The organism is Streptomyces sp. NPDC001315, assembly GCF_042896175.1.
Classification (GTDB): Bacteria; Actinomycetota; Actinomycetes; order Streptomycetales; family Streptomycetaceae; genus Streptomyces.
The window spans coordinates 97284-121787 of record NZ_JBIAWZ010000011.1; the positions used below are offsets into that span (position 1 = coordinate 97284).

Annotated in this window: 19 protein-coding genes; 9 read left to right on the plus strand and 10 right to left on the minus strand. The window is 70.1% G+C overall.

Annotated features, from left to right (window positions below):
- Positions 1-58 precede the first annotated feature (58 nt).
- The 3 genes from ACFY16_RS27230 to ACFY16_RS27240 all read right to left on the minus strand — a co-directional run bounded on the left by ACFY16_RS27230 (position 59) and on the right by ACFY16_RS27240 (position 2157).
- The gene (locus ACFY16_RS27230; RefSeq protein WP_390649817.1) at positions 59-691 is read right to left on the minus strand and encodes a DUF6461 domain-containing protein; all 633 of its coding nucleotides are present in this window, start codon (positions 689-691) and stop codon (positions 59-61) included.
- A 57-nt stretch (positions 692-748) separates the two neighbouring features.
- A complete protein-coding gene (locus ACFY16_RS27235; RefSeq protein WP_390649818.1) occupies positions 749-1009 on the minus strand; it encodes a hypothetical protein in 261 nt (86 codons plus the stop codon).
- A 164-nt stretch (positions 1010-1173) separates the two neighbouring features.
- Complete coding sequence (locus ACFY16_RS27240; RefSeq protein WP_390649819.1) at positions 1174-2157, minus strand: LuxR C-terminal-related transcriptional regulator; 984 nt, start codon at positions 2155-2157, stop codon at positions 1174-1176.
- A 237-nt stretch (positions 2158-2394) separates the two neighbouring features.
- Here ACFY16_RS27240 and ACFY16_RS27245 point away from each other — a divergent pair, with 237 nt between their 5' ends.
- The 4 genes from ACFY16_RS27245 to ACFY16_RS27260 all read left to right on the plus strand — a co-directional run bounded on the left by ACFY16_RS27245 (position 2395) and on the right by ACFY16_RS27260 (position 11024).
- A complete protein-coding gene (locus tag ACFY16_RS27245) occupies positions 2395-5799 on the plus strand; it encodes a S8 family serine peptidase (RefSeq protein ID WP_390649820.1) in 3405 nt (1134 codons plus the stop codon).
- Between the two features lie 290 nt (positions 5800-6089).
- Positions 6090-9887: a S8 family serine peptidase gene (locus tag ACFY16_RS27250; RefSeq protein WP_390649821.1), complete on the plus strand. Its 3798-nt coding sequence runs from the start codon at positions 6090-6092 to the stop codon at positions 9885-9887.
- A 196-nt stretch (positions 9888-10083) separates the two neighbouring features.
- Entirely contained in the window at positions 10084-10452 is a 369-nt protein-coding gene (locus ACFY16_RS27255; protein WP_390649822.1) for a hypothetical protein, read from the plus strand.
- 23 nt (positions 10453-10475) lie between these two features.
- Positions 10476-11024, plus strand: a complete 549-nt coding sequence (locus ACFY16_RS27260; RefSeq protein WP_390649823.1) for a DUF6529 family protein — start codon at positions 10476-10478, stop codon at positions 11022-11024.
- Positions 11025-11323: 299 nt separating this feature from the next.
- On the opposite strand, the gene ACFY16_RS27265 is transcribed toward ACFY16_RS27260, so the two are convergent.
- Both ACFY16_RS27265 and ACFY16_RS27270 read right to left on the minus strand, forming a co-directional pair.
- Positions 11324-13054: a subtype B tannase gene (locus tag ACFY16_RS27265; protein ID WP_390649824.1), complete on the minus strand. Its 1731-nt coding sequence runs from the start codon at positions 13052-13054 to the stop codon at positions 11324-11326.
- A gap of 439 nt (positions 13055-13493) precedes the next feature.
- Complete coding sequence (locus tag ACFY16_RS27270) at positions 13494-14339, minus strand: LysR family transcriptional regulator (protein ID WP_390649933.1); 846 nt, start codon at positions 14337-14339, stop codon at positions 13494-13496.
- Positions 14340-14468: 129 nt separating this feature from the next.
- On the opposite strand from ACFY16_RS27270, the gene ACFY16_RS27275 reads away from it, so the two are divergent.
- Positions 14469-15371 carry an NAD(P)H-binding protein gene (locus ACFY16_RS27275; protein ID WP_390649934.1) on the plus strand — a complete coding sequence of 301 codons (903 nt, stop codon included), beginning with the start codon at positions 14469-14471 and terminating at the stop codon, positions 15369-15371.
- A gap of 138 nt (positions 15372-15509) precedes the next feature.
- On the opposite strand, the gene ACFY16_RS27280 is transcribed toward ACFY16_RS27275, so the two are convergent.
- On the minus strand, positions 15510-15830 hold the full coding sequence (locus ACFY16_RS27280; protein ID WP_390649825.1) for a hypothetical protein: 321 nt from the start codon (positions 15828-15830) through the stop codon (positions 15510-15512).
- A gap of 19 nt (positions 15831-15849) precedes the next feature.
- On the opposite strand from ACFY16_RS27280, the gene ACFY16_RS27285 reads away from it, so the two are divergent.
- The 3 genes from ACFY16_RS27285 to ACFY16_RS27295 all read left to right on the plus strand — a co-directional run bounded on the left by ACFY16_RS27285 (position 15850) and on the right by ACFY16_RS27295 (position 18328).
- The gene (locus tag ACFY16_RS27285; protein WP_390649826.1) at positions 15850-16275 is read left to right on the plus strand and encodes a hypothetical protein; all 426 of its coding nucleotides are present in this window, start codon (positions 15850-15852) and stop codon (positions 16273-16275) included.
- 68 nt (positions 16276-16343) lie between these two features.
- Positions 16344-17186, plus strand: a complete 843-nt coding sequence (locus ACFY16_RS27290; RefSeq protein ID WP_390649827.1) for a phosphotransferase — start codon at positions 16344-16346, stop codon at positions 17184-17186.
- Positions 17187-17368: 182 nt separating this feature from the next.
- Positions 17369-18328 (plus strand): hypothetical protein, encoded by a 960-nt coding sequence (locus ACFY16_RS27295; protein ID WP_390649828.1) that lies wholly within the window; start codon positions 17369-17371, stop codon positions 18326-18328.
- Between the two features lie 434 nt (positions 18329-18762).
- On the opposite strand, the gene ACFY16_RS27300 is transcribed toward ACFY16_RS27295, so the two are convergent.
- Positions 18763-18942: a carboxymuconolactone decarboxylase family protein gene (locus ACFY16_RS27300; RefSeq protein WP_390649829.1), complete on the minus strand. Its 180-nt coding sequence runs from the start codon at positions 18940-18942 to the stop codon at positions 18763-18765.
- 122 nt (positions 18943-19064) lie between these two features.
- The gene (locus ACFY16_RS27305; protein WP_390649830.1) at positions 19065-20459 is read right to left on the minus strand and encodes an MFS transporter; all 1395 of its coding nucleotides are present in this window, start codon (positions 20457-20459) and stop codon (positions 19065-19067) included.
- 154 nt (positions 20460-20613) lie between these two features.
- On the opposite strand from ACFY16_RS27305, the gene ACFY16_RS27310 reads away from it, so the two are divergent.
- Positions 20614-21486: a helix-turn-helix transcriptional regulator gene (locus tag ACFY16_RS27310; protein ID WP_390649831.1), complete on the plus strand. Its 873-nt coding sequence runs from the start codon at positions 20614-20616 to the stop codon at positions 21484-21486.
- 360 nt (positions 21487-21846) lie between these two features.
- Here the strand turns inward: ACFY16_RS27310 and ACFY16_RS27315 are convergent, their stop codons facing one another.
- Positions 21847-22728: a YegS/Rv2252/BmrU family lipid kinase gene (locus ACFY16_RS27315; protein ID WP_390649832.1), complete on the minus strand. Its 882-nt coding sequence runs from the start codon at positions 22726-22728 to the stop codon at positions 21847-21849.
- Positions 22729-22840: 112 nt separating this feature from the next.
- Positions 22841-24433: an FAD-binding oxidoreductase gene (locus ACFY16_RS27320; RefSeq protein WP_390649833.1), complete on the minus strand. Its 1593-nt coding sequence runs from the start codon at positions 24431-24433 to the stop codon at positions 22841-22843.
- Positions 24434-24504 lie beyond the last annotated feature (71 nt).

Sequence of the window (24504 nt, forward strand, 5' to 3'; positions counted from 1 at the left end):
GTGCCGCGACGCGACGAGCCAGGGGAAAACCTGGTGGGTGTGTCGGTCCGGTTGCGGGTCACGCCGGTTCCAGCAAAACGGCCGGCAGCGTCCCGCTCACGATCGGTTCCCGCGGCAGCGAGAGCCCGAAGAACTCCTCGACAACGCCCAGCGCGGCGCGGTGGACCTCCCTTCGGTTCCGCTCCGGGTCCGGGAGGCCGGCGGCCGTGAGCCGCTCCTGCAGTCGAGCGGCTGTAACGGGGTCGCCTTCGACCTTTTCGTAGCCCCATGATCCGTCCAGATGCAGGTTGAAGGCGGCCAGCAGCCGACCGTCGTGGAAATAGGCGAACTGGGGCGGTACCGGCTTGCCGTTCTCCTCCTCGTACTCCAGGAGGCAGACATGCGCGCCGTCGCGCGAGGCCGGTGTCATCGGTCCGAACTCGGCCTGCCAGCCGCCGTAGGCAACCGCGTATGTCCAGTCCCCCACGGAGCCGAGGCGCAGCCCGACGTCGTAGTGGTCGTCCATGAGCTCCAGGAGCGAGGTTCCAGTGTGGTCGCCGACCGGCACGACGACGTGCTCCGTGTCGTACAGCAGGGCCGCCGCAAGGCGCTGGGCGAGTTCCTGCGGGGAGAGGCCGCGGGCGAGTACCACGTGGTAGCCCCCGAAAGCGATGGATTGTCGGTCAGCGAGCCAGGTCGTTCCGTCTGTCATGACCGCCATCCTGACTGCTGCCTCTGACAACGCATGCGGCGGGCCCATCGTGCCGGCTCAGCACGCCGGCGGTCCCGAAGCCTGCGCCGCTTCGACGTCGCGTGCGACGGCCTGGGCGGACGTCGCGCCTGGAGATGAGGCCGGCAGGTCCTGTACGGCCGACTCCGTCATCGGCTTCGCGAACTCCTTGCTCTCCACGCCGTAGAACGTCGCGTTCGCGGGCCTGACGGGGGAGTACCGGGGCCACAACGCCGCGAAGAACTCAAGGCTGCCGGACTGGCGGTGACAGCCTGTGGAGTGCACGTAAGACCGGAACATGTTCCGGCACCGTGCGGTGAAGCAGGAAGCCTTGGAATCCGAACCGGAGCCCGCACCGCGTACCGGCACAGCACCGGAGCGCAAGGCCGGAATCCTCGGGCTTCGGCCCGAGGAGCAAGTCAAGCAGCCAGGGGAACGCTCGGTTGCAGCTGCGAGCCCGCTCGTCAGATCCAGCCCTGTCGGGTCGCCTCCATGGCCAGCTGGAAACGTGTCTGCGCCCCGAAGCGCCGCATGAGCCTGGTGATGTGCCGCTGCACGGTGCGTTCGCTCCATCCCAGGGCCCTGCCCGCCGACTTGTCCGTGGCACCCGACGACAGCAGCGTCAGGAGCTTCGTCTCCTCCTGGGTCAGCCGGGCCGAGCCGTCGTCGAGGGAGACGGCGGCCGACGGCCGTATCTGCACGCTGCGCTCCCACACCGCCTCGAACAGCGCCACCAGCGCGTCCAGCAGCGGCGAGGGATGGATGACGTACGAGGCGGTCACCGTGTCGTCGCCCGGCCGCAGCAGTGGGAGCATGGCCACCCGGTCGTCGGAGATCGCCAGTTTCGTCGGCAGGCCGGTGGCGATCCGGGCCTGTTCGCCCAGGCGGATCCCGATGGTGACGTCGTCCAGCCAACCCGGTAGTTCCAGCACCGAGCTGTCGTAGATCACGCGGTACTTGACGCCGCGTCTGAGCAACTCCAGCTCGATGCCGTTGGGTTCGGAGTGGCCGGCCGCCGCGGCATACGGCGGGCTGTCGAAGCCCCGCATCTGGGTGCGCGAGGCCCGCTGCATCTCCACCCAGTTGCGGTTGACGTCGTCCCGTCCGGAGATGACCTCGACGAGCTGGTCGGGCTGTGCGAAGCGGCTGCCGGCGCGATACGCGGCCATCAGGGCGGAGAGATGGGAGCGCACACCGTCCAACGCCCGTTCGCGCTCGCGCAGTACGGCCTCCAGACCGCTGTCCGGTGACACCGCCACGTAGGTGACGGGCCGGCCCGGCATGCTCAGCGCGAGACCCAGATCGACGAGGGTCCGCAGCGAGCGGCCCGTCGCCTGTGCGGAAAGGCCGCAGTCGGTGGCGAGTTCGGCCCTCGTCGCCTGCGACCTCCGGATCAGGGCGTCGTAGACGGCCTCGTCGCGCTCATCCAGGCCGATCGGTTCCAGCACGGCACATCACCTCTTCTCGCGTCACACATGTCTCCTCGTGTGGCCGCACCCTGTCGTTTTCCTGCCAACTGACGTGAAGTCGCCTCCGGTTGATCTTGTCAGGAGCTCGAAGCGGATGTCAGCGTTCGAACAGTTACGTGATCGGCCCGAAACCCCGACGTGAACACACGTCGCAGAAGGAGTGCCCCCATGCCGCTCCCGGCCCGTTCGACGCGCGGGCAACACCGTTACAGACGGATGTTGACCGCCCTGGGCATATGCGCCACCGTGCTGACAGCCACCCCTGCAATGGCGCAGGGCACCCCCGACCCCACTGACCCGTCCCTGCCGGCGGCCGCCGAAGCGAAGATCGACCCCAGCCTGCTGAAGCGGATGAACGCCGCCGAGGCACGCGGCGACGGACGCGTCGAAGCGGCCGTCGTCCTCCGCCAGACCACCGCGGCCCCGGACCCCGGTGGCACCCCGGCCGAGGTGCGCGACGAGCTGACCGACGCCGCCGAGTCGGTGCAGGAGCCGGTCGTGGACCTCGTCGAGGCTCAGGACGACCAGGTGCTCAACACGTTCTGGCTGAAGAACATGGTGCTGGTCAAGGCCACGCCCGACACCCTCGGCCGGCTCGCGGGGCTCGCCTACGTCGACCACATCATCCCCAACTTCACCGTCCAGGCGCCGCCCGCCGAGACCGTGGATACGAGCGCCTCGGCCGTCGCGGCCGCCACCGAGCAGCCGACCACCTGGGGCCTGGCCAGGATCGGCGCCGACAAGGTGCACAGCGAGCGGAACATCACCGGTGACGGTGTCCGCGTCGCCGTGCTCGACACCGGCATCGACGCGAGCCACCCCGACCTGGCGGGCAAGCTGACCGGCGAGGACCCCGACGACCCGACCCACCCCGGCGGCTGGATCGAGTTCGACGAGGACGGAAAGCCCGTACCGCACTCCGTACCGCACGACACCCGCTACCACGGCACCCATGTCGCGGGCACCATCGCCGGCGGCGCCGCCTCCGGCACCCAGATCGGTGTCGCCCCCGACGTCGACCTGATGGGCGCGGTCGTCATCCCCAACGGCAGCGGCAGCCTGGCGCAGGTGCTCGCCGGCATGCAGTGGGCCGTCGCCCCGTACGCGGCCGACGGCACCCCCGCCGGGCAGCCCGCGGACGTCGTCAGCATGTCGCTCGGAGCCGAGGGCTACGCCGACGAGTTCATCGAGCCCACCCGCAACATCCTGCGCGCCGGCGCCTTCCCGTCCTTCGCCATCGGCAACGAGTGCGTCAACGGCTCGGCAAGCCCGGGCAACGTCTACGACGCCGTGTCGGTCGGCGCCACCGACGAGGACGACAACGTCCCCGAGTTCTCCTGCGGCGAGGTCGTCGAGAAGAGCAGCTGGAACGCCCCGCCCGCCGACTGGCCCGACAGCTGGGTCGTGCCGAACGTCTCCGCGCCCGGCGTCGATGTCCTGTCGGCGCTGCCCGGCGGCGGATACGGCCTCCTCGACGGCACCTCGATGGCCACCCCGCATGTCTCCGGCACCGTCGCCCTGATGCTCCAGGCCGATCCGGACCTCTCCCCCGAGGAGGCCCTGTCCATCCTCACCGGCACCTCCTTCTTCGACGACCGCTACGGCGCGCGCCCCAATTCCCGCCACGGATACGGCCGTATCGACGCCTACGCGGCGGTGGCGGAGGCGTCCCTGCGCAGCGGCGTGCGGGGCACGGTCACCGACGGAAAGTCCGGCAAGCCGCTCGCGGGCGTCACGGTGACCCGCACCGACACCGGTCGTGCGGTGACCACCGACGCACAGGGCCACTTCTCGATCCGGCTCGCACCCGGCACGCACGAACTGAAGCTGTCCCGCTTCGGATACGTGACCACCACGATCCGGCAGCAGGTCGTCGCCGATCGCTACATCGACGTGGATCCGGGCCTGACCCGAACCCGTTGGGGCACCATCAGCGGCACGGTGACCTACGAGCCCACCGAATCGACGGTGCCCGGTACGACCGTCGCGGTCCTGGACGTCCCCGACGAGCTGACCGCCGTGACGGACCGCAACGGCCGCTACACCATCCACGACGTGCCCGTCGGCACCTACGGCGTCCGGGCCACCGCAGCCGGCATCTCCCGGTCCACGCCGCTGACCGTGACCGTGGGCGGCCGGACCGTTGACGTCAGGAACGCCGACCTGGAGCTGCCACGCCCCTCCGCCACCGACCGCGTCTCCCTCACGGCCCAGGGCGGCCAACTCGACAGCGACGCCTGGTGGCCCGACGTGAACGACGACGGCCAGGTCGTCGCCTTCGCGAGCCCGGCCACCAACCTCGTGCCCGGCGACACCAACGGCACGCTCGACATCTTCGTCTCCGACCGGGAGGCGGGGACCGTCGAAAGGGTGTCGGTCGCCTCCGACGGCACCCAGGGTGACGACTTCTCGCTGAGCCCGTCCCTGAGCGGCGACGGACGCTACGTCGGGTTCAACAGCGGTGCCGGCAACCTGGTGTCCGGCGACACCAACGGGCAGACGGACGCCTTCGTCCACGACCGGTCGACCGGCACCACGGAAATGGTGTCGGTGGCCTCCGACGGCACCCTCGCCAACGGCCTGTCGTCGGCGCCCTCCCTCAGTGGCGACGGACGCTACGCCACCTTCATCAGCGACGCCGACAACCTGGTGCCCGGCGACACCAACAAGTCCACCGACGTCTTCCTGCACGACCGGCAGACCGGCGAGACGGTCCTCGTCTCGCAGACCCCGGACGGCGCCCCGGCGAGCGGCAACTCCCGTGAGCCGTCGATCAGTTCGGACGGCCGGTACATCGCCTTCCAGAGCTCGGCGGGCGACCTGGTGCCCGGCGACACCGACGGCGCCATCGACGTCTTCGTCCGCGACCGGGTGGCGGGCACCACCACCCTGGTCGGTCCCGAGGGCGAGAACACCGGACCGAGCATCAGCGGCAACGGACAGGTGGTCGCCTTCACCCACGGCTGGCAGCTCTACGTCAGCGATCTGAAGACGGGAGAGAACGAGCAGGTCTCCGTCACCGGCAGCGGTGAGACGGCCGACGACTGGGCCTTCGCGCCCTCTCTCAGCGAGGACGGCACGAAGGTCGCCTTCTACAGCTACGCGGCCAACCTCAGCGCGGGCGACACCAACGGCCGGCCGGACGTCTTCGTGCGCGACCGGACCGCCGGCACCACGACCCGGATCTCGGGCGGTCCGGAGGACACCGAGGGCGACGGCCTCTCGGAGCTCCCGTCCCTCAGCGGCGACGGCCGCACCGTCGCCTTCGAGAGCACCTCGGCCAACCTCGTGGCCCAGGACAGCAACGGTCACTCGGACATCTTCGTCCACGACCTGGCTCCCGGCCCCGAAGCGCTCTTCGCGCTGAGCGACCTGACGGTGACCCCGTCCCAGGCGCGGCCCGGAGCACCGGTCCGGGTGACGGCACACGTCAAGAACGTCGGCGAGGTGAAGGGGACGTACGAGGCCGAACTGACGGTCGCGGGGGAGCCCGAGCAACAGCGCTCCGTCACGGTCGGCGAGGACCGGGACGCCCTGGTGAGCTTCACCGTGCGCCGCGATCCCGCCGGCACCTACAGCCTGCGACTCGGGCCGCTCACCGGGCAGTTCACGGTGAGATAGCCCTCGCGGCAGGGGACCGGCCGCTTCCGCGCCGGGGAACCGGCCGGTCCTCACGAGGAACGGCGGTCCCGCCGCCGGCCCAGCCGGCCGGCGGCGGGACCGCGGGAGCAGGCGCCCCGACAGCGCCGGTCCCGGCCCTCGCGGGGCGCCTGCTCCCACAAGCGCCACTGGCAACACCGGTAGGCAAGTCGACAACCCGATGCCCCTTCCTGCGGCGCCCGCCGCGAGCCCAGCCCCCCGGGACGCATATGTCCGTGGGCCCGCACAATCCTCCGAGTCAAGGGAATCCGTTGACACACTATTCCCCCGGCAGAAGACGGCGCCTGCTTGTATCGGCGGCCGCCCTCCTGGTCACCGCGGCGACCCCGCAACTGGCCGCGTCCGCCGACACTCAGACCACCCCAGGCGCGACATCCCTCGCGCTCTCCGACAACGTTGCCGGACCGTCCGGGGCCACCCCGTCCATGGTGACCCTGGTGACCGGAGACGAGGTCACCGTCACCCCCGGCGCGGATGGCGCCCCCGACAACATCGCCGTGCGCGGCCCCGACGGGGAGACCACCGGCGCACGCGTCATGACCGTGGGCGGTGACACCTACGTCTATCCCGACTCGGCCCGCGCCTACCTGGCCGCCGGCACCCTGGACAAGCAGCTGTTCAACGTCACCCGGCTGGTGGCCGACGGCTACGACGACGCCCACCTCGACCGGCTCCCGCTGATCGTCACCTACGAGGGCAAGAAGGCGGGCGCGGCCACCCTCGGCCGCCGGGCCGACGCGCTGCCCGGCGACGTCACCGGCATACGCCCGCTCACCAGCGTCAACGGCGTCGCGCTCGCCGCGGACCGCGACGACACCGGCGCCCTGTGGTCCGGGCTGACCGGCACCGACCCGGACTCCGCCGGGGCGGGCGCCGCCGCCGCTGACCCCACCGCCGAGTTCACGGGCGGCGTCGCCAAGGTGTGGCTCGACGGCAGGGCCGAGGCCACGCTCAGCGACTCGGTCGCCCAGATCGGCGCCCCCGAGGTCTGGTCCGGCGGCAACACCGGCGAAGGCGTGGACGTGGCCGTCCTCGACACCGGCTACGACCCGGACCACCCCGATCTGAAGGACGCCGTCGAGGACAGCGACAGCTTCGTCCCCGGCGAGGACATCACCGACCGCCACGGCCACGGCACCCATGTCGCCTCCACCATCGCGGGCAGCGGCGCCGCTTCCGACGGCAAGGAGAAGGGCGTCGCGCCCGGCGTCGACCTGCACATCGGCAAGGTCCTCAGCGACGAGGGCTACGGATACGACTCCTGGATCCTGGCCGGCATGGAATGGGCGGCGCGTGACGAGCACGCCCGGGTCATCAGCATGAGCCTCGGCGAGAGCAGGAACGCCGACGGCGAGACCGTACTCGCCCAGGCCGTGGACGAGCTGAGCGCGGAGACCGGCGCCCTGTTCACCATCGCCGCCGGCAACGACGGCCCGTTCGCGCAGACCGTCCGCTCGCCCGGCACCGCCGACGCGGCCCTGACCGTCGGCGCCGTCGACTCCACGGACGCCATCGCGGAGTTCTCCAGCCGCGGCCCGCGCTACGGCGACGACGCACTCAAGCCGGAGATCACCGCACCCGGCGTCGGCATCCTGGCCGCCCGATCCCAGTACGCGGCCGAGGGATCCGGGTCCTATCTCTCCATGAGCGGCACCTCCATGGCCACCCCGCACGTGGCCGGCGCCGCCGCCCTGGTGGCCGCCGCGCACCCGGACTGGACGGGCAGCCAGATCAAGGACGCCCTGGTCAGCACGGTGCACCCGACGCCGGACATCGGCGTTGACGACGGCGGCAACGGCCGGGTCGACGCCGCCGCCGCGGCCACCGCCACCCTCACCGCCACGGCGAAGGCGGACGCCGGGATCCACTCGCCCGGCGAGGACGAGGGCACCGTCGACAAGAACGTCACCTGGACCAACACCGGCGACCAGGCCGTCACCGTCGACCTGGCGGTGGACGCGCCCGGCGTCCCGGCCGGTGTCTTCACCGTCTCCCAGGACCGGCTCGACGTCCCCGCGCACGGCACCGCGAGCGTCACCGTCACCACCGACCTCACCAAGGCCGGCGAGGCGCAGCGCTGGACCGGCCGGCTGACCGCGACCGCCGGCGGCAGCGTGCGCACCCGCACCCTGCTCGGCGTCAGCACCCGCCAGCGGCTCTTCCACGTCAGGACCAAGGTCACCGGACGCTCGGGCGAACTCACCGACGGCGCCCTCACCTTCTACCGCAAGGGCGACGAGTACGCGGGCGACTACCCGTACGGCAACGGCGGTACCGAGGAACTCCTGCCGCCCGGCACCTACACCGTCTACGCAGACTTCCGGGTCGAGGGCACCCACGGCCCGGCGTCGGCCGGCTACGCGCGGCTGGTGCTGCCGCAGGTGGAGATCACCGGCGACACCGACCTGCTGCTCGACGGCACCAAGCTGCGCCAGGTCACCGCGGTGACGCCGAAGAAGACGGAGACCTTCGCCACCCGCCTCGACTACCACCGCGCGTTCGGCGACGGCAGTTCGGTGACCGACAGCGTCCTGGTCGGCGACGGCTACGACAGCCTGTGGACGGCGCCCGCGGCGCCCGCCGACGACGGGGAGCAGTACCTGACGGTCCGCTGGCGCGACCAGGAGCCGCTGCTGACCGTCACGGCCGGCGCGCAGGACTTCGACGACCTGTGGATCATGCCCGGCTCCACCAAGCTGCCCGAGGGCGAATACGGCCTCGACCTCATCCACCCCGGCGACGGTCTGGCGGCCGACTACAAGGGCGTCGACGCCGCGGGCAAGGCCGCCGTGGTGCGCTGGGACTCCAGCGACGAGGACAGCTCGGACCATCAGATCAGGGCCGCGCAGGCGGCGGGCGTGAAGCTGCTGCTGTTCGTCAACGACCTCGACGGACGTCTGCGTGAACCGATCATCAAGTCGACCATCGAGGTCGTCGGCCTGTCCCGCACCGAGGGCGAGCAGCTCATCTCCAAGGTGGACGCGAGCAGTGCGGGCAGCGTGCCCCTGACCGCGGCCTCCCGCCCCGACACCGACTACTTGTACGACCTGGTCCACACCTGGAAGGGACGCATCCCCGCCGACCTCACCTACGCCCCCAAGGAGCGCCAACTCGCCCGCGTGGAAGAGAACTTCACTAACCCGGGCGGCCGTGAGGTCTACGAGTACCGCTACGACGTCCACCCGTGGACGGCGTACAACGTGGAGATCGGCCGGCTGAGCACGGCGGGCGCCCACCGCACCGACTACGTCACCACCGACGACAGCTTCTCCTGGTCCGAGGAGACGCTGCTGTTCCCGCTGGCGTACAGCACGTCCGGCCCGGTCCGGTACCCGGCGGCCAGGACAACGCACGTGAACTGGTTCGGCCCGGTGATCCGGCCGCGCCTCAACAGCAGCGTCCAGGCGCCCGAGCGCACCGGCGACCGGATCGAGGTCAGCATCCCGGCCTGGGGCGACTCCGGCGGCAACCACGCCAACTCCGCCCCGTTCGGCAGCGACCACAGCACCGGCACGACCGAGCTGTACCGGGACGGCACCCTGCTGGCCACCGGCTCCAGCTATCTGTCGGCGGCCGTGCCCGCCTCCAAGGGCGGCTACCGGCTGGTGTTCTCGGCGAGCCGGGACGCCACGACCGAGTTTCCGTACTCGACTTCCACGAGAACGGAGTGGACGTTCGCCTCGGCCGCCCCGCGCGGCACGCAGACGGACCAACTCCCGCTGGTGCAACTGGACTACGCCCTGCCCACCGACGCCGACGGCAAGACGGCCCCCGGCGCGACATTGCTGGTCACCCCGCTCCACCTGACGGGCGGCCCGCACACCGCACTGCACACGCGGAAGGTGGAACTGTCCTACGACGACGGTGCCACCTGGACCACGGCCTGCCTCACCAGCCGTGGCGCCGGAAAGGTCAGCACGGTCCTGAAGGCACCTGACTCGGCCCAGTACGTCACGCTGCGCGTGCGGGCGGAGGACGACCGCGGGAACTCCGTCACGCAGACGGTGGTCCGGGCGGCGGGGATCGCAGGGCGAGGCGCCGCGCAGTGACGCGGCATGACGAGATGACGCCGTGGCAAGTTCACCCGGCGGCCCGTGAGGGTCGCCGGGTGAACTCGCCGATACGCCCAGGCGGACCACTCGGAGTGGACAGGACCCGAGCACCCGGGGCCAACTGGGAGAACAGGTCCGCTGGGGTCACTTCCCGCAGCTGCCTGGATGCGCCGTCCGACACCATGGAGCGCTCGTGAAAGGAATGGCCGCGCTGGCAGTGCCGGCGGTTTCCGCCATGCCGCTTGCTGCTGCAAGCGGCTGTCTCAGCCGGACGATGTCGACTACGCCGACCGGTGGCGGAGCATGCGCGTTTGCCTGGCCGCCGCCGCTCACCTCCGGCACGCCCAAGGCGGCCCCGTTTGCCAGGAGCAACCTGATCAGCACCTCGAAACGCTCCAACGGCATCACTCAAGTGACCTACACCGGGCACCTTCTGCACTGTTTCACCGGTGCCACGACGGCCGGTGACACCAACGGCGAGAAAACCAGCGCGTCCAGTGCCACAGTGGTACGTCGTAAACGCGCCCGGCAGCAAGGTCGAACCCGATTGATTGGGGACTGATGACCGGGCACACGGACGCTCGGATGCGGCGTCCCGCACGAACGGTGGCGGGCTTTTTGGCGGCATTGCTGCCGATCGCGGTCGCGGTGGGGGTGTACGCGTTCGGCCGCACGCACACACCCGACTACACCAGCGGCCTGTTCGGGCAGCACGGCCTCGGCGTCTACGATCTCAAGGCGCGCCTGGGTAGCGCTCTGATGGCACTCGCGGTCGTCCAACTGCTGCTCGGGCTGTGGATCTACCGGCGCCTACCGGGAGCGGGGGCCGCGCCGCACCGGGTGCACCCCACACACCGGCTCATCGGCCTCCTTGCCTTTCTGCTCTCGCTGCCCATCTCCTACCACTGCGTCACGGCGTACGGAGTTGACTTGTCGAGCAGCCGAGTCGCGGTGCACTCCATCACGGGCTGCGTCCTGTACGGCGCGTTCGTCGCCAAGGTCTTGGTGGTACACAGCCGCCGACTGCCCGGTTGGGCGCTTCCGGCCGCCGGCGGCGCCCTGGTCACCGCCATCGCACTGATGTGGTACACAGCCGCCTTGTGGTTCTTCACCGGCTCCGCCCCCGGCTTCTGATGAACTGGCATACACGGTCTCGCGGTCGTCGGGATTCGATGGCACGGGACAACGGCGGCCACCCCTTCCTTGCCGGCGTGGACGGTGGGTGCTGACGCCGTGACTCCCCGGTCCTGCGATCAGGCGCGTGGAGGTGACAGCTCTCAGCCGTATGCAAGGCGCTCGGCAGAAACCCGGCCGAGCGCCTGCCCAGACCGCTCACAGCTTGATCAGCTCACCGCCGTATGCCCTCACTCCTCGAACCCGTCATGAGGAGGGGGCCCGAAGTCGTGGACCGCCCTGCGCGGTGAGCAGCCGGCCTATCCATGGTGGCCGGAGGCGAGCGGGTCTCCGGCCCTGCGGAGGACCTTGGCGATCCACGCCATGGCCTCGGGCACGTCGTAGTTGCCGGCGTGCGGCTGGTTCCAGGCGAGTTCGTAGTCGACGTCCTTGACCTGCTTGTCCGCTTCGAGCGCCCGGTCGACGTTGATCGAGACGATGAACGAGGTGTCCCGGTCGCGGGTGCCGTTGCGGACGTACCAGTTCGGCGCGGTGTCGGCGCCGGTGCCGATGAAGTCCATGGGGTTGATCAGGTGGATCTGGTCGTCGACGGTGGTGCTCCGCTTGTCGGTGTACTGATCCCAGGTCAGGCCGGTGTCGTCGATCCCGCTGCCGTCGCCGGCGACGTCGTTGTGATCCCAGCTGTACTCGGTGTAGTTCATGTACTTCTGGGTCGGGGGACCGAAGAGGTTGGTCTCGGTGCCGCTGATGGTGTTCCCGTTGACGCCCACGGCGTCGAAGGCGGGCGTCGTTTTGAGCGTGGCCTGGGTGGCGACGAAGGCGAGGTACTTCTTCATGTCGACCGAGCGCACCTTGTCGGTGGCGTTGTCGACGTCGATCCAGTCGTTGACGTACGACTTGGTCGTCGGCGTGCCTCCGAAGCCCCCGGACTGGATGTCGAAGGTGCCGCCGATCGCCGGGATCGTGTGGGCGGCGTCAGCTCGCATATAGGTCTCCGTGGAGCGGATGACCTCCCGCTTGATGGTGTCGATCAGGTTCGCGGAGGTGAGCTGGGAGCCGTCGGGGTTGCGCAGCCCGAGGCTCTTCTCGTACGCCGGGAACTGGGCCGCGATCGCGGCGGCGTCCTCGGGGGAGGCGTTCTCGCCGGTGTCGTCGCGGGTGCCGAGGATGTTGTACAGCCACTCGTAGGCCTTGTCGGCGTTGCCGAGGTCGGTGATCGGGCAGTACGCGTTGACGGCGAAGACGTCGTCGCGCAGGGTGCTGTGGCCGTTCGCGTCGATGCCGGCAGCGCCGATCCGGGCGAGGTAGGGGTCGTACTCACTGCTGTTGCCGGACGCGCCCAGGATCGACACCAGCGCGCCGCCGCCGCTGGTGCCGTTGATGACGATCCGCTCGGCGCTGCCGGGCATCGTGGCGTCGTTCAGGCGCAGATAGCGGACGGCGGCCTTGGCGTCCACCACCGCCGCGGGGGCCTTGCCGGGGGACGAGCCGTCGGCGCCGACCAGCCCGCGGCTCCGGTTGGCGACGTCGACGAAGACGTATCCGGCCTTCAGCGCGGCGCCGACGTTGCTCGTCGAGCTGCTGTAGGACGTGCCGCCGGTCACGCTCGCCTTGATGTAACTGGCCATCCAGCCACCGTTGTTCACCGCGAAGTAGATCGGCGCCCGCTGGTTGCCGAAGGCGCTCTCAGGGACGAACACGTTCATGCTCTGGTAGCCGCAGGCGGTGTTGGAAATCGTGGTGCTTCCGAAGATGCCGGACTGCTGTGCCGCCGCTGCGACCGGCTTCGCGACGTAGCAGATCTCCTTGTACCAGCGCACGTTCATCGGCTGGCCGTCGACGGTGACGGTGATCGTCGTGTAAGCGGCGGAGCCGAAGGCCAGCGTGGCGTCCTCCGGGTCCGCGGCATGGCCGCGCCTTTGGGACGGGACTGCCCCGGAAGCCGCCGCGAAGGGGGCCGGGACAGCGATGGCCGCCAGGGCGAGGGAGCCCGCGATCGCCATGCCTCTCAGGAGGTGCTTGCGGGCCACAGGGCGTCCTTCCCGAATACCAGTGGGGTGTGGAGCGCATCGCGTCCGGAGGACGCCGAGAGCCACTGCATGGGGTCTCCCTCATTGAGCACCAAGTGCTTCGCTGATGCCTCGGGGCCAAGGCGTGAAGCACGCTACAAGATTGTTAACAATATGCACAGCGATCTCGCAGGCATTTATGTTGAAGATTTCAGCCGCCTGAGCCGAGGCGACAGACCTCCTTTGCTGTGTCCCGCACGGCGTCCGCGCTGGAGACGCCTCCGCGAGAGTGCCGGTGCTCCCGGCAGCGCCCTGCCGAGGTCCGTCGACGCCAGGGCCTGTCGTTCGCATCAGGCCGGCTTCCGGCGACGGCGCACCGCGACGGAGGAATCCGGACAGGCCATGTGGCTGACGAGCAAGGGGTCCTCCGTGGCGTGCGTCCACGCCGAGGTGCGGCCCCCTACGACGCTTTCGACTCCCGGACGGTGTCGGCCACGGACGCCGAGACGCGGACGAGTGCTGCCGTGGCGGTCGAGCGGGACTGCTGCGGCCAGGCGATGGCCAGGACTGACGGCGGGGCGTCCGGGACCGACCGGTAGACGACGCCGGGGCGCGGGTATCGACCGGCCACGGAGGCGGGCAGCAGGGGGGTAGGACCGCCGAGTGCAACGAGCGTGAGCAGTTGGGCGAGGTCGCCGCCCTCGCTGCGGCTCTTCTCGATGAACCGGTTCACCTCGTCGGGGCGGAGCCCGAGATCGGCGAGGGCCAGGTGGTCGCGCGCGGCGAGCGCGTGGGTGGCAGCGAGCGCGGCGACGCGTGGTTCCGCGATCAGTGTCTCCGAGTCGAGGCCGGAACGGTCGAAGGGCTCATGGACCAAGGCCGCGTCGGCTTCCCCCCGGCGCAGCAGCCGCGGCTGTTCGTGCCAGCCGCACAGCCGGACGGCGACCGGTACGGCCGCGGGATCGGACGCAAAGCGCGCCAGGATCGGCTCCAACAGGCCCGCGTCCCCGTCTGCCTTGACGGTCAGGATGAGCTTCGGCTCGGGCGTCGCGGCACGCTGAGCGCGCCGCTCGGCGGCCTGCAGGGCGTCCAGGGCGATCCTCGCCTCCGCGAGCAGCACCGCGCCCGCCGGGGTGAGCGCCACTGTGTGAGTGCTCCGCTCGAAGAGCACGACGCCCATGTCCTTCTCCAACTGGCGGATCGCGCGGGACAAGGGAGGCGCAGAGATACCCAACCGTCCGGCCGCGCGGGTGAAGTTGAGTTCCTCGGCGACGGCGACGAAGTAGCGCAGCGGGCGGGATTCCACGTACGCCACCTCCGCTCCGTCTGGAATTGCCCTCAGGGTAACAAGCGTGAGCGGATCGGTCCTTCAGCTCTGGCACGCGACGCAGCAGGCTCGACGACATCCAGCCAGGCACCTCTCTTGGAGCTAATGATGATCGTCGTCACCACTCCCACCGGCCAGATCGGCCGACAGGTCCTCGACCACCTCCTGAACGCCCTGGGCAGCACGGTAGGGATCCGAGTGATCGCCCGCGACCCAGCTCGGCTCGCCTCCCGGGTACACGAGCGCGTCGAGGTCGTACGGGGATCGCACGCCGATCCCGCCGTCCTGGCAGAGGCGTGCGCGGGCGCCGACCGCCTGTTCTGGCTGGTGCCCCCGGCACCCCAGGCCGACAGTGTGGAGGGCCACTTCCAGGGCTTCACCGAGTCGCTGCGCGAGGTGATCAAGGGCCAGGGCGTGGAGCGTGTCGTGAGCGTCTCGACCCTGGGCCGCACGGTGGCGAAGCACGCCGGGCAGATCTCCGCCTCGCTTGCCATGGACGAGTCGATCATGGCTACGGGTGTGCACTACCGGGCGCTGTGCCCGCCGTTCCTGATGGAGAACCTGCTGGGCCAGACCGCATCGATCCGTGGTGCCGGGGTGTTCTTCCTGGCGATGACCGAGGACCGCGTGCTGCGCACCTGCGCCACCCGCGACATCGCCGCCACGGCGGCCCGGCTGCTGCTCGATGGCTCCTGGACCGGGCAGCATGATGTCCCGCTGGTCGGACCCGACGACCTGACCCCGCAGGGCATGGCACGGGTCGTCTCCGAGGCGCTGGACTGTCCCGTGCGCGTGCAGTTGACCAGCAGCGCCGACTACAAGGCGTCGGCTTTGCGCCTTGGCGCGAGCGAGGCCTGGGCGCAGGGACTGGCTGACATGGTGGACGCCCTGAACGGCCAGGACATCTACGGTGCCGCCGAGCCGAGCACTCCCGAGTCTGCGCCCACCGGCTTCCGCGAGTGGTGCGAGGAGGTGCTCAGGGCCGCGGTCCTGCGCCAAGCCGTGTTGTAGAACCTGCCGGCCTGCTTGTTCGGCCGTCCGACGAGATCTCGGGCGGCCGGCACCTGTTCCCCGGGCCCCAGGGCGACGGCGTCCTTGCCCAGGATCAGGCGCTATACGTGTCGCCGTACTCGGCGTGGGTCTCCTCGATCAGCGGCATGAGCTGTTCATCGCGAAGCCGACACGCAGACTTCGGCCGCGTCTGGCGGGCAAAACAGGTGGACGGTGACAGGTCCAGCACCCGGCAGGCGGGATCGACACCCCGAGACCCTTCTCGCGCAGGTGGTCGATCACTTGCTCGGCCTCGTCCGGGGACGGTCGATCTCCTGGGCAAAACACGCCGGCCGCCTTCAGGATCTCGTTCGCCCGCCTCAACTCCGCAGTCTCTTTGCGGAGTTGCTTCGCTTCCTCGCGATCGGCGGTGGTCAGCCGGTCGTCCCGCTCACCGCGGTCGGCCTCGGCGACCCGCAACGGCCAGGCCATTCCCCTCGTGACCCACTACGTCTCGCACGAAAGACTCTGGTCAGAACCCATGCCGTTGCTGTTCCAGCGTCAGCTGGGGACAGTCCGCAACGTCATCGCCCCAGACCCAGTCCTCAACGTGCTTGCACGCAGCTGCGAAGAAAACGCCGAGATCAACACGGCATTCGTCGGAACCAAGTTCACGCCGCACGACTTCCGCCGACTGTTCGCGACCGAGATCGTCAACGGCGGCCTTCCGATTATGTTGCCCAGGCTCGCCGAGTTGGAGAAGGATCTCTGGCTGAGGCGTAAGAGGGCCCAGGAGGAGCAATGGCTCGGCGAAATCGAAGGAATCGACTTGACACTCACCTTCCTCCGGACCGAGCAGGCAGATCCCGAACGACTCACACGCCGGGTCCCCGCCGGCCTGGGAATCCCACGGCCACGTCATTAGGAGAACCGTAACCAAACCGCTCAGTTCCCCCCAGACGTGTATGTGTACTCAACGATGAGGAGGACCGTATGGAGCCATCCGAACTCCGCCGCGCAGTTGAGGCAGGATGGGTGACCGCTTCGGAGGTGGGCCTTCAGGTCAACGATGTGGTCGTCATCCACAACTCGGACCGCGTCGCACTGCGCCTGGTTCCTTGCGATGTTCTGGCTCGGGTCGCACCTTCAGGGCATCTGGCCGATTCCGAGTTCGAAGTACAGGTTGCTCACCATCTCGCCGACGTCGACGCTCCGGTGGCTGAGCTCGACCCTCGGGCCGGCCCCCGAGTCCATGTGCGTGACGCCTTCGCGATCTCGCTCTGGACCTACTACGAACCTGTGGGATCAGAGATCGCGCCAGCCGACTACGCAGACGCGCTCATGCGGCACCATGCCGCCCTGCGCCAGATCGATCTGGACGCACCGCATTTCACCGATCGAGTCGCCGTGGCACTGAGAGAGGTGAACAACCGGGAGCAGTCCCCCGAGCTGCCCGATTCTGACCGGGAACTCCTCAGCGACACGCTCAGTGGTCTGAGCGCCGCGATCAGCATCGACAAAGCCGGCGACCAGCTGTTGCACGGCGAGCCGCATCCGGGCAACCTCCTGAACACAAGGAAGGGGCCGCTTTTCGTGGACCTCGCCACGTGCTGCCGTGGGCCGATCGAGTTCGACCTCGCCCATGCGCCCGAAGAAGTGGGAAGGCACTATGCGGGGGCTGACCACGACCTGATTCAACGGTGCCGCGCCCTGAACTGGGCGATGTTCTCGGCCTGGCGCTGGCGCCGAAACGACCAAATGCCTGACCGGAACCACTGGAGAGCGGAGGGGCTCAACCAGGTCCGTGCTGCACTTGATCGCTGCGGACTGGGCTGAACTCGAGACAGAAGGGCTGCTGGGCCGGTCCCGATCCGCTGCGCCCCACCTTCGGGCACGGAACCGAAAGGATCAAGGTGCCGCCGCGTCCGAGATCGGCGTGGAGTGGAAGGCGATGCGGGCGGCCTACTGTGTGAGGGTCACCGCATGCCTCTCATCCGGCCGGCGAGGAGCACCAGTCTGTGAATGTCGAGATCGACCCGCTTGTACGCGACACCGCCGCCCGATTAGGGGGCAGCGTTCCCTACGCGCTGAAGGCCCTGGCCGGCCGGCTGGCCGACGACCCTGACATGGGCCGGCCTTCAGGACTGCACGGTGTCCTCACCGTGACCGTCGACAGCGACATGTTCGAAGACTGCCCCAACCTGTCCGTGGGCTACATTCGTGAGCCGGACCGGATCGAGATCTGCTCCCTGCGACCGGTCCCCTCCACCAAGCCCTCCACCGAGGCCGATGACCAGGACCGCGAGCAGGAACTGGCCCAAGACCTAGACGACGCTCCCGACGCTGCCGGCGCGGCGGTCACCGTACGGGAGGTCGCCGATGCCTGGCATCGCATCACCCGCTGGCTCCAGAACAACGCCCCGGTCTCCTATGCTGCGCTCCGCGCCGGTGCGAGCCCCGCCGCGCTCGCCGCGCTGGAAGAGGACCTCGGTATCCGGATACCCGTCGAGCTGCGCGTCCTATGGCTGCTGACCGCAGGCGACGACGGGGGCAACGGCTGGGGATGCCTTCCGGGCAACAAGGCCCTCGTGCCCCTGGACGCCGTAGCCGCCACCTACCGGCTGAAGATGGATTCCCAGGCCCACCAGGACACCCTCGACGCGGACCGCCCCGAGGACGAGCGGATCACCGTGTGGAAGGCAACCCGAATTCCGGTTGTCGCCTTGGGCCCAGCTGACAGTACCTCGGGCCTGTATCTGGATGCCGCAACCGGCTACTTGGGCCGCTGGTCCCGTTACAACGAGCACCCCGGCGAAGAATTCGACACCTTGGTCAGCTACTTGGAGGAGGCTGCCGACATGCTCGAATCCCCGGCCTTGGCCACCCAGGACAAGCCCGGCCTGATCGGCGGGGCGCTGGTGTGGCTCAGCAATGTGACCCCCGCCCTGGAGGACAGGTGGCAGCCTCTGACCGGCTGACCATGCGCGACGAGGGGGCCAGCCCTGCGGGTCGGACTCCCTTGCCTGCTACCACTTCCTGAAGCTCACGCTCCGTACTTCGTCAGCCGATCTTGCTCCGTTTGCAGGTAGGGGTAACTGACGTGCACTGGTTGAATCCCGGAAATGTCACGAAGAACCCGTCACCGTCGAGCAGTCGCCGCTCTGGGGCCGGGAACCGCTCAACGCCTTCTGCTTCTGCTGGCTCGGGATGGCTGCACGCCCGCACCGCTACTTCTCGGGCAGCTTGAGGGTCGCGGGACGCGTGCGCAGTTCCATCAGGTGGCTCCTTGAGCGAGTGGGGTGGGTCAGCTGGTGAAGAGGTCTTTGGTGACGGCCATGGCGGACATGGCGCGGGGCCGGCCGGTGCAGAAGGCGAGGTGCGTGATTGCCTCGATCAGCTGTGCCTCGGTGACTCAGTTGTCCTTGGCGCGAGCCAGGTGGTGGCGCAGCTGCTCGGTGCTGCCGCTGGTGACCAGGCTCGCCACGGTGATCAGCGAGCGGTCGCGAGGGTTGGGGCCGGGGCGCTCCCATACCTCGCAGAACAGGATGTCGTCGGTGAAGTGCACCAGTTGCGGGGCGAAGTCGCCGAACATCTTCGCTGCGCCCGAGGGCTACTCGGTGTCGGACATGGGTGGCTCCTCTCGTCGGGTCCCGTGGTGGCGGGGCGGCGGGCTACGGGTTGTGCCGGACGGTGCCGCTGTCGGCGTGGGCCGGGTCAGGTGGCATGCGGGGTGGCGGCCATGCGGGTGGCGGCCAGCGCCGCGGCCAGAGCGACGGCGGCGGCCAGGGTGAGGCTGATGCGCAGGCCGTGCTGGAAGCCGGCCGTGCCGGAGACCATGGCGCCGAAGACGGCCACGGCCAGGGCGCCGCCGATCTGGCGGCTGGTGTTGAACACCCCGCTGGCGGTGCCGGTCTGATCGGCCGGCACGTGCTCAAGCAGCACCGCGGTGGTCGGTGGCATCACCAGCGGCCCGCCCAGGCCGACGGGGATCAGCAGCAGGGAGCTGGCCCACACCGGTGCCGAGGCCGGCAGTACGGCCAGGGCGATCGATCCGGCCGCGATCAGCACCAGCCCGGTGATGACCGGTACGCGGGGCCCGGTACGTTCCGCGATCCGTGAGGAGAACGGGGTCAGGCAGGCGCTCAGCAGCATCATCGGCACAAACGCGATCCCGGCTCCCAGCGCGGACAGTCCGTGCTGCTGCTGGAAGTCGAGGCTGAACACGAACGGCAGTCCGTAGAAGCCGACCATGAACGCGAAGCCGATGCCGGTTGCGATCACCACCGTGGTGGAGCGGAACAGGGACAGCGGCACCATCGGGTGCGCCACTTTGGCCTGTACCAGCACGAACGCGGCGAGCGCGACGGCCGCGATGCCCAGCGAGATCAGCACCTTCGGTGCGCTGAACCCGGCCTCGCCGGCCTCGATCGCGCCGAAGGTCAGCCCGCCCATCGCGAGGATGCCGGTGATCTGCCCGATCCAGTCGAACGGCGCCGGACGCGTCGGGGACTGTGGGCTGCGGGCGAGCAGTGCCAGAGTCAGCAGGCCGACCGGCAGGTTGATGAAGAAGATCATCCGCCAGGAGGCCAGGCTCAGCACACCGCCCAGCACCGGGCCCGCGGCGGCGGCCACGGCACCGCCCATCGCCCAGATCCCCACCGCACGGGCCCGGCGGACCGGATCGGGGAAGGCGTGACGGACCAGAGCCATCGAGGTCGGCATGGTCACAGCCGCGCCAACGCCCTGCACCACCCGGGCGGCGATGAGGACCGGCAGCGACGGGGCCAGCCCGCACGCCAGCGAGGCGACCACGAACAGGACCAGGCCACCGGCGAACGCCTTACGCGCACCGATCCGGTCCGACAGGGCACCCGCGGACAGCAGCAGGGCTGCGAACATCAGCGTGTAGCCGTCGACCACCCACTGCAGGCCGGTGATCCCGCCGCCGAGCGCGTCACGGATCGAGGGCAGGGCGACATTCACGATCGTCGCGTCCAGGGTGATCACGAAGAACCCGAGCACAGCGGCGGCCAGCGTCGCCGTGGCGTGCCGGCTGCTGTCAGCTGTGCCGACCGCCGGTGAGCGGCGCGAGGAAGCGGTGACGGTCATGGCGGGGCGTGATCCTTCCGGTGGGTGAAACGCGCCGGGCCAGACGGTCCGGTCACCCATCCACAGAAGCACCCACCGCCTCTGACCTGGGAGTCCTTGTTGGGAGGGGTACTGGCAGGGACCCCCGCGGACGACACCGGCCTACGCTTGAACGGTGCCAGCCGACACCGTCCGCGAAGACATCCGCACCTTCCTCACCAGCCGCCGTGCCCGCATCACCCCCAAGGAGGCCGGCCTGCCCGACTTCGGGGGGCGGCGGCAGGTCTCCGGGCTGCGACGTTCAGAGGTCGCCCAGCTCGCCGCCATCAGCGTCGAGTACTACACCCGCATCGAACGCGGCAACGTCGGAGGCGTCTCCGAGGACATCCTCGACGCCCTCGCAGGCGCCCTGCGCCTGGACGACGTCGAACGCGCCCACCTGGCCGCGCTGGTCCGCGCCGCCAACAACCCCCACCGCGTCCTCGACCGGGACGGCGGCGCCAGCCATGTACGGCCCAGCCTCCAGCAGATCCTCGACGCCATGACCGGGGCTGCCGCCTTCGTCCGCAACGCCCACCTGGACATCCTCGCCACCAACGCTCTCGCCCGCGCCCTGTACGCAGAGGCCCTCGACAGCGACGAGCAGCCGCCCAACCTGGCCCGCTTCGTCTTCCGTGACCCCCGGGCCCGACGCTTCTACCGCGACTGGGAGGGCATCGCCCACGACGCGGTAGGCAGCCTGCGCACCGAGGCCGCCCGTAGCCCCGCCGACACCGACCTCGCCGACCTCATCGACGAACTCGTCACCTACAGCGACGAGTTCGCCCAGCGGTGGGACGCCCACGACGTCGAGTACTACCGCAGCGGCCGGCAGCGCTTCCACCACCCGGACGTCGGCGACCTCGACCTCGACTACGACGCTCTTGAAGTTCCCGCCGACCCCGGGCTGACCATCGTCACCTACACCCTCGCACCCACCGGGCGGCACGTCGCAGCTTTCGCGCGTCTCCGCGGGCCCCAGCCATCGGCCTGTCGATCACACGGATGACGAGGATGGCATTGTCCATCCGCGACGCACCGCTGATTGTGCCCTGCGCTGCAGACTCCGGTCGTGGGTACCGGGCGGACGAGCACCTTCAGCCGCTGAATGCCTTGCGCCGGTTGGCGAATCCGGTCGGGCGAGTGGGAGTTGTCGACTCGGTCGGGTCGCGTGGCGTGGCCCGAGGACAGAGCAGGGCATTCACCCCAGGCTGAGCAGGATGACGGCGGCGGCCGAACTCACCAGGCCTGCCGCCTGTGCGCGGGTGACCTTCTCGCGTAGGACCGCGAGTTCGAGAGCCGTCGGGACGGCCGGGTGCCGGCATCCGGGACGGGCGGCGCGGCAGGTCTGCTCCGGGCCGGCCGACGCTCAGAACAGCATGGCCAGGTCGCCTGGCCGCACCCGGGCGGTGACGGGCAGGACGGCCTCGACCTCCCCGTCGGCGCCGTAGGGCACAGGCCGGTCGGCCTCGATGTGGATCTCCCTGCCCCGCAGGACGACGACTTCGGGTCGTTCGACGTGGGCGCCGGTCTTGAGTTCGTTCATCAGGGTGAAGAACAGGCGACGGGGGGCCTCCCGGATCATGACGACGTCCAGCAGGCCGTCGTCCACACGAGCGGTCGGGGCGACGATGCGCCCGGAGCCGTAGTAGCCGGAGTTGGCGGCCACGACGGTGTATCCGCGGTGCAGGTGTTCCTGCCCGTCGAGGGTGACCCGGTAGGACGCCGGGCGCCAACCGGCGACGGCGCGCAGCCCGCCGGCATAGTACGAGGCGGCCCCACGCAGTATGCGCGCCTGGTTCGCATGCCGGTTGGCGAGCGCGTCGACGCCCGCGTACACGCTGCCCAGCACGATGGTGCGGGGGTGCACCGCCGACTCGACCTCGATGGTGTCCACACGCCGAGGCTCGCTGTCGATCAGGACACGGGCCAGGCCGGCCGCGTCGGTGGGCAGTTGGAGAGCCCGGGCGAAGTCGTTGCCGCGGCCCGCGGGCACCAAGCCCAGTACGGCCTCCGTACCGCTGAGAGCGCCGCCTATGCCCCCGGCCATGCCGTCGCCGCCGACGGCGAGTACGACCCGGCCCTGCTCCCCGGCCCGGCGTGCCAGCTCCTGGGCGTGGACGAGGCTGCGGCTGTACTCGGTGTCCAGCCCCGCTCCGGCCTCCCGCAGCAGACGGGCGACCTGGAGCAGCGCCGCCGCTCCGGCTGAGTCGCCCGCAGTGGGATTGACGACGGCGGTGAACTGTCGCATCGGTGTGCCTCCGGGCGGTGACGGTGGGACGGAGCGGAACGGCCCCGGTGCGGGGCCGGAGTCTGATGGCGGACCGGCGGCCGGACGGCAACCGGGGGTCTGCGCGGGGGAGTCACTCCACGGGCAGCAGCACCCCGGGATTGAGAAGGCCGTCGGGGTCCAGCCGCCGCTTGACGGCGCGCAGGGCCTCGACACCCAGCGGCCCGGCCTCCCGCACGTACCAGTCGCGGTGATCGGTGCCCACTCCGTGGTGGTGGCTGATCGTACCGCCTGCGTTCAGGACGGCCTCGTTGGCGGCCGTCTTGGCCGGTGCCCAGTGGGCCACGGCGTCCTCGCCCTGTGCGCTGACCACGGTGAAGTACAGCGAGGCGCCGTTCTCGTACACGTGCGAGATGTGGCACATCACGAGGGGCGGGGTGCCGGCCGCGGTGAGGGTGTCGGTCAGCGCGGTTCGCACGGCCGCGTAGAGCTCGGGAACACGCGACCAGAACGTCGCCGTCTCCAGGGTCTCGGCGAAGGCGCCGGCGTCGAGCAGGGAGTCCCGCAGGTACGGTGCCGCATAGCGGCCGTGTGCCCAGCGTTCGCCGGGCTCCGCGCCCAGGAAGGTGCCTCCGGCGGCGCGCAGCACCGCGGCGGCCCGCTCGCGGCGGCTCGCCGTTTCCTCCTCGGTCCCCTCGTATCCGGCGATCGCCGTGCATCCGGCGTTGGCCGGCATCTCGGCCGAACCGATGGCGTCGGGCTGGGCGAGACCGATGAAGGTCTCCGTCTCGTCGGACAGTCGTAGCACCGTGGGACGCGGGCCGTCCTGGGCGAGCCGGCGCAGGGCGGTGGCGCCCTGCTCGAAGGAGGCGAAGCGCCACCCTTCGTAGATACGGGTCTGCGGCAGGGGCCTGACGCGTACCGTGACGGCGGTGATGACACCGAAGGCTCCCTCGGAGCCGAGGATCAGCTGCCGCAGATCGGGGCCGGCCGCCGAGCGCGGCGCGCGTCCCGCATTCAGGGTGCCTTCGGGGGTCGCGACGGTGAGGCCGAGGACCATCTCGTCGAAGCGGCCGTATCCGGCGGAGGCCTGTCCGCTGGAACGGGCGGCTGCGAATCCGCCGATCGTCGCCCACTCGTAGGACTGGGGGAAGTGCCCGAGGGTGAACCCGTGCTCGGCCAGGAGCGCCTCCGCGTCGGGTGCGCGAAGGCCCGGCTGGAGGGTGGCGGTCCGGGAGACGGGGTCGACGTCGAGCAGGGCGTTCATACGGCGCAGGTCCAGGGCGACGAAGGCGCGGCGCTCGGGTGCGAGGCCGCCGACGACGGACGTACCGCCTCCGAACGGGACGACCGCGAGGCCGTGTTCGGCGCACACCCGCAGCACGGCGAGGACCTCGCTGTGGGTGGCGGGCAGGACGACGGCCGCCGGGGCGTCCACGACGTCTCCGGAACGGATCTTCAACAGGTCGGGCGTGGACTTGCCGCGCGTGTGCCTGATCCGGCTCTCCGCGTCGGTGTTCACATGGGCCTCGCCGCCGACGGCCTCCGCCAGCGCGCGCAGGGCGGCGGCGTCCAACGGGGACTCGGGAAGGGAGATCTCCTCAAGAGCGTGCGTGTCGGTGTCCCGCGGCTTGACGCCGAGCAGGTCCCGCAGCAGAGCGGTCACCGAGTCGGGCAGCGGTGCCGCCTTGGCGGGGTCGCCCCAGCCACTCCACAGCATGTCCATGAACGGTTCGTCCTCATCGGTCGGTTGGCGACGCGCCGTCTCCCGTACGGCCGCACAGGGCGTTACACTGT

What these genes read in the sequence shown, in the direction of transcription:
- ACFY16_RS27320 (WP_390649833.1), bottom strand. Translation starts at nt 24,433, where the DNA reads ATGGACATGCTGTGGAGTGGCTGGGGCGACCCCGCCAAGGCGGCACCG.
- ACFY16_RS27245 (WP_390649820.1), top strand. Translation starts at nt 2,395, where the DNA reads ATGTTGACCGCCCTGGGCATATGCGCCACCGTGCTGACAGCCACCCCT.
- ACFY16_RS27275 (WP_390649934.1), top strand. Translation starts at nt 14,469, where the DNA reads ATGATCGTCGTCACCACTCCCACCGGCCAGATCGGCCGACAGGTCCTC.
- ACFY16_RS27305 (WP_390649830.1), bottom strand. Translation starts at nt 20,459, where the DNA reads ATGACCGTCACCGCTTCCTCGCGCCGCTCACCGGCGGTCGGCACAGCT.
- ACFY16_RS27260 (WP_390649823.1), top strand. Translation starts at nt 10,476, where the DNA reads ATGCGGCGTCCCGCACGAACGGTGGCGGGCTTTTTGGCGGCATTGCTG.
- ACFY16_RS27235 (WP_390649818.1), bottom strand. Translation starts at nt 1,009, where the DNA reads ATGTTCCGGTCTTACGTGCACTCCACAGGCTGTCACCGCCAGTCCGGC.
- ACFY16_RS27290 (WP_390649827.1), top strand. Translation starts at nt 16,344, where the DNA reads ATGGAGCCATCCGAACTCCGCCGCGCAGTTGAGGCAGGATGGGTGACC.
- ACFY16_RS27300 (WP_390649829.1), bottom strand. Translation starts at nt 18,942, where the DNA reads ATGTTCGGCGACTTCGCCCCGCAACTGGTGCACTTCACCGACGACATC.
- ACFY16_RS27315 (WP_390649832.1), bottom strand. Translation starts at nt 22,728, where the DNA reads ATGCGACAGTTCACCGCCGTCGTCAATCCCACTGCGGGCGACTCAGCC.
- ACFY16_RS27230 (WP_390649817.1), bottom strand. Translation starts at nt 691, where the DNA reads ATGACAGACGGAACGACCTGGCTCGCTGACCGACAATCCATCGCTTTC.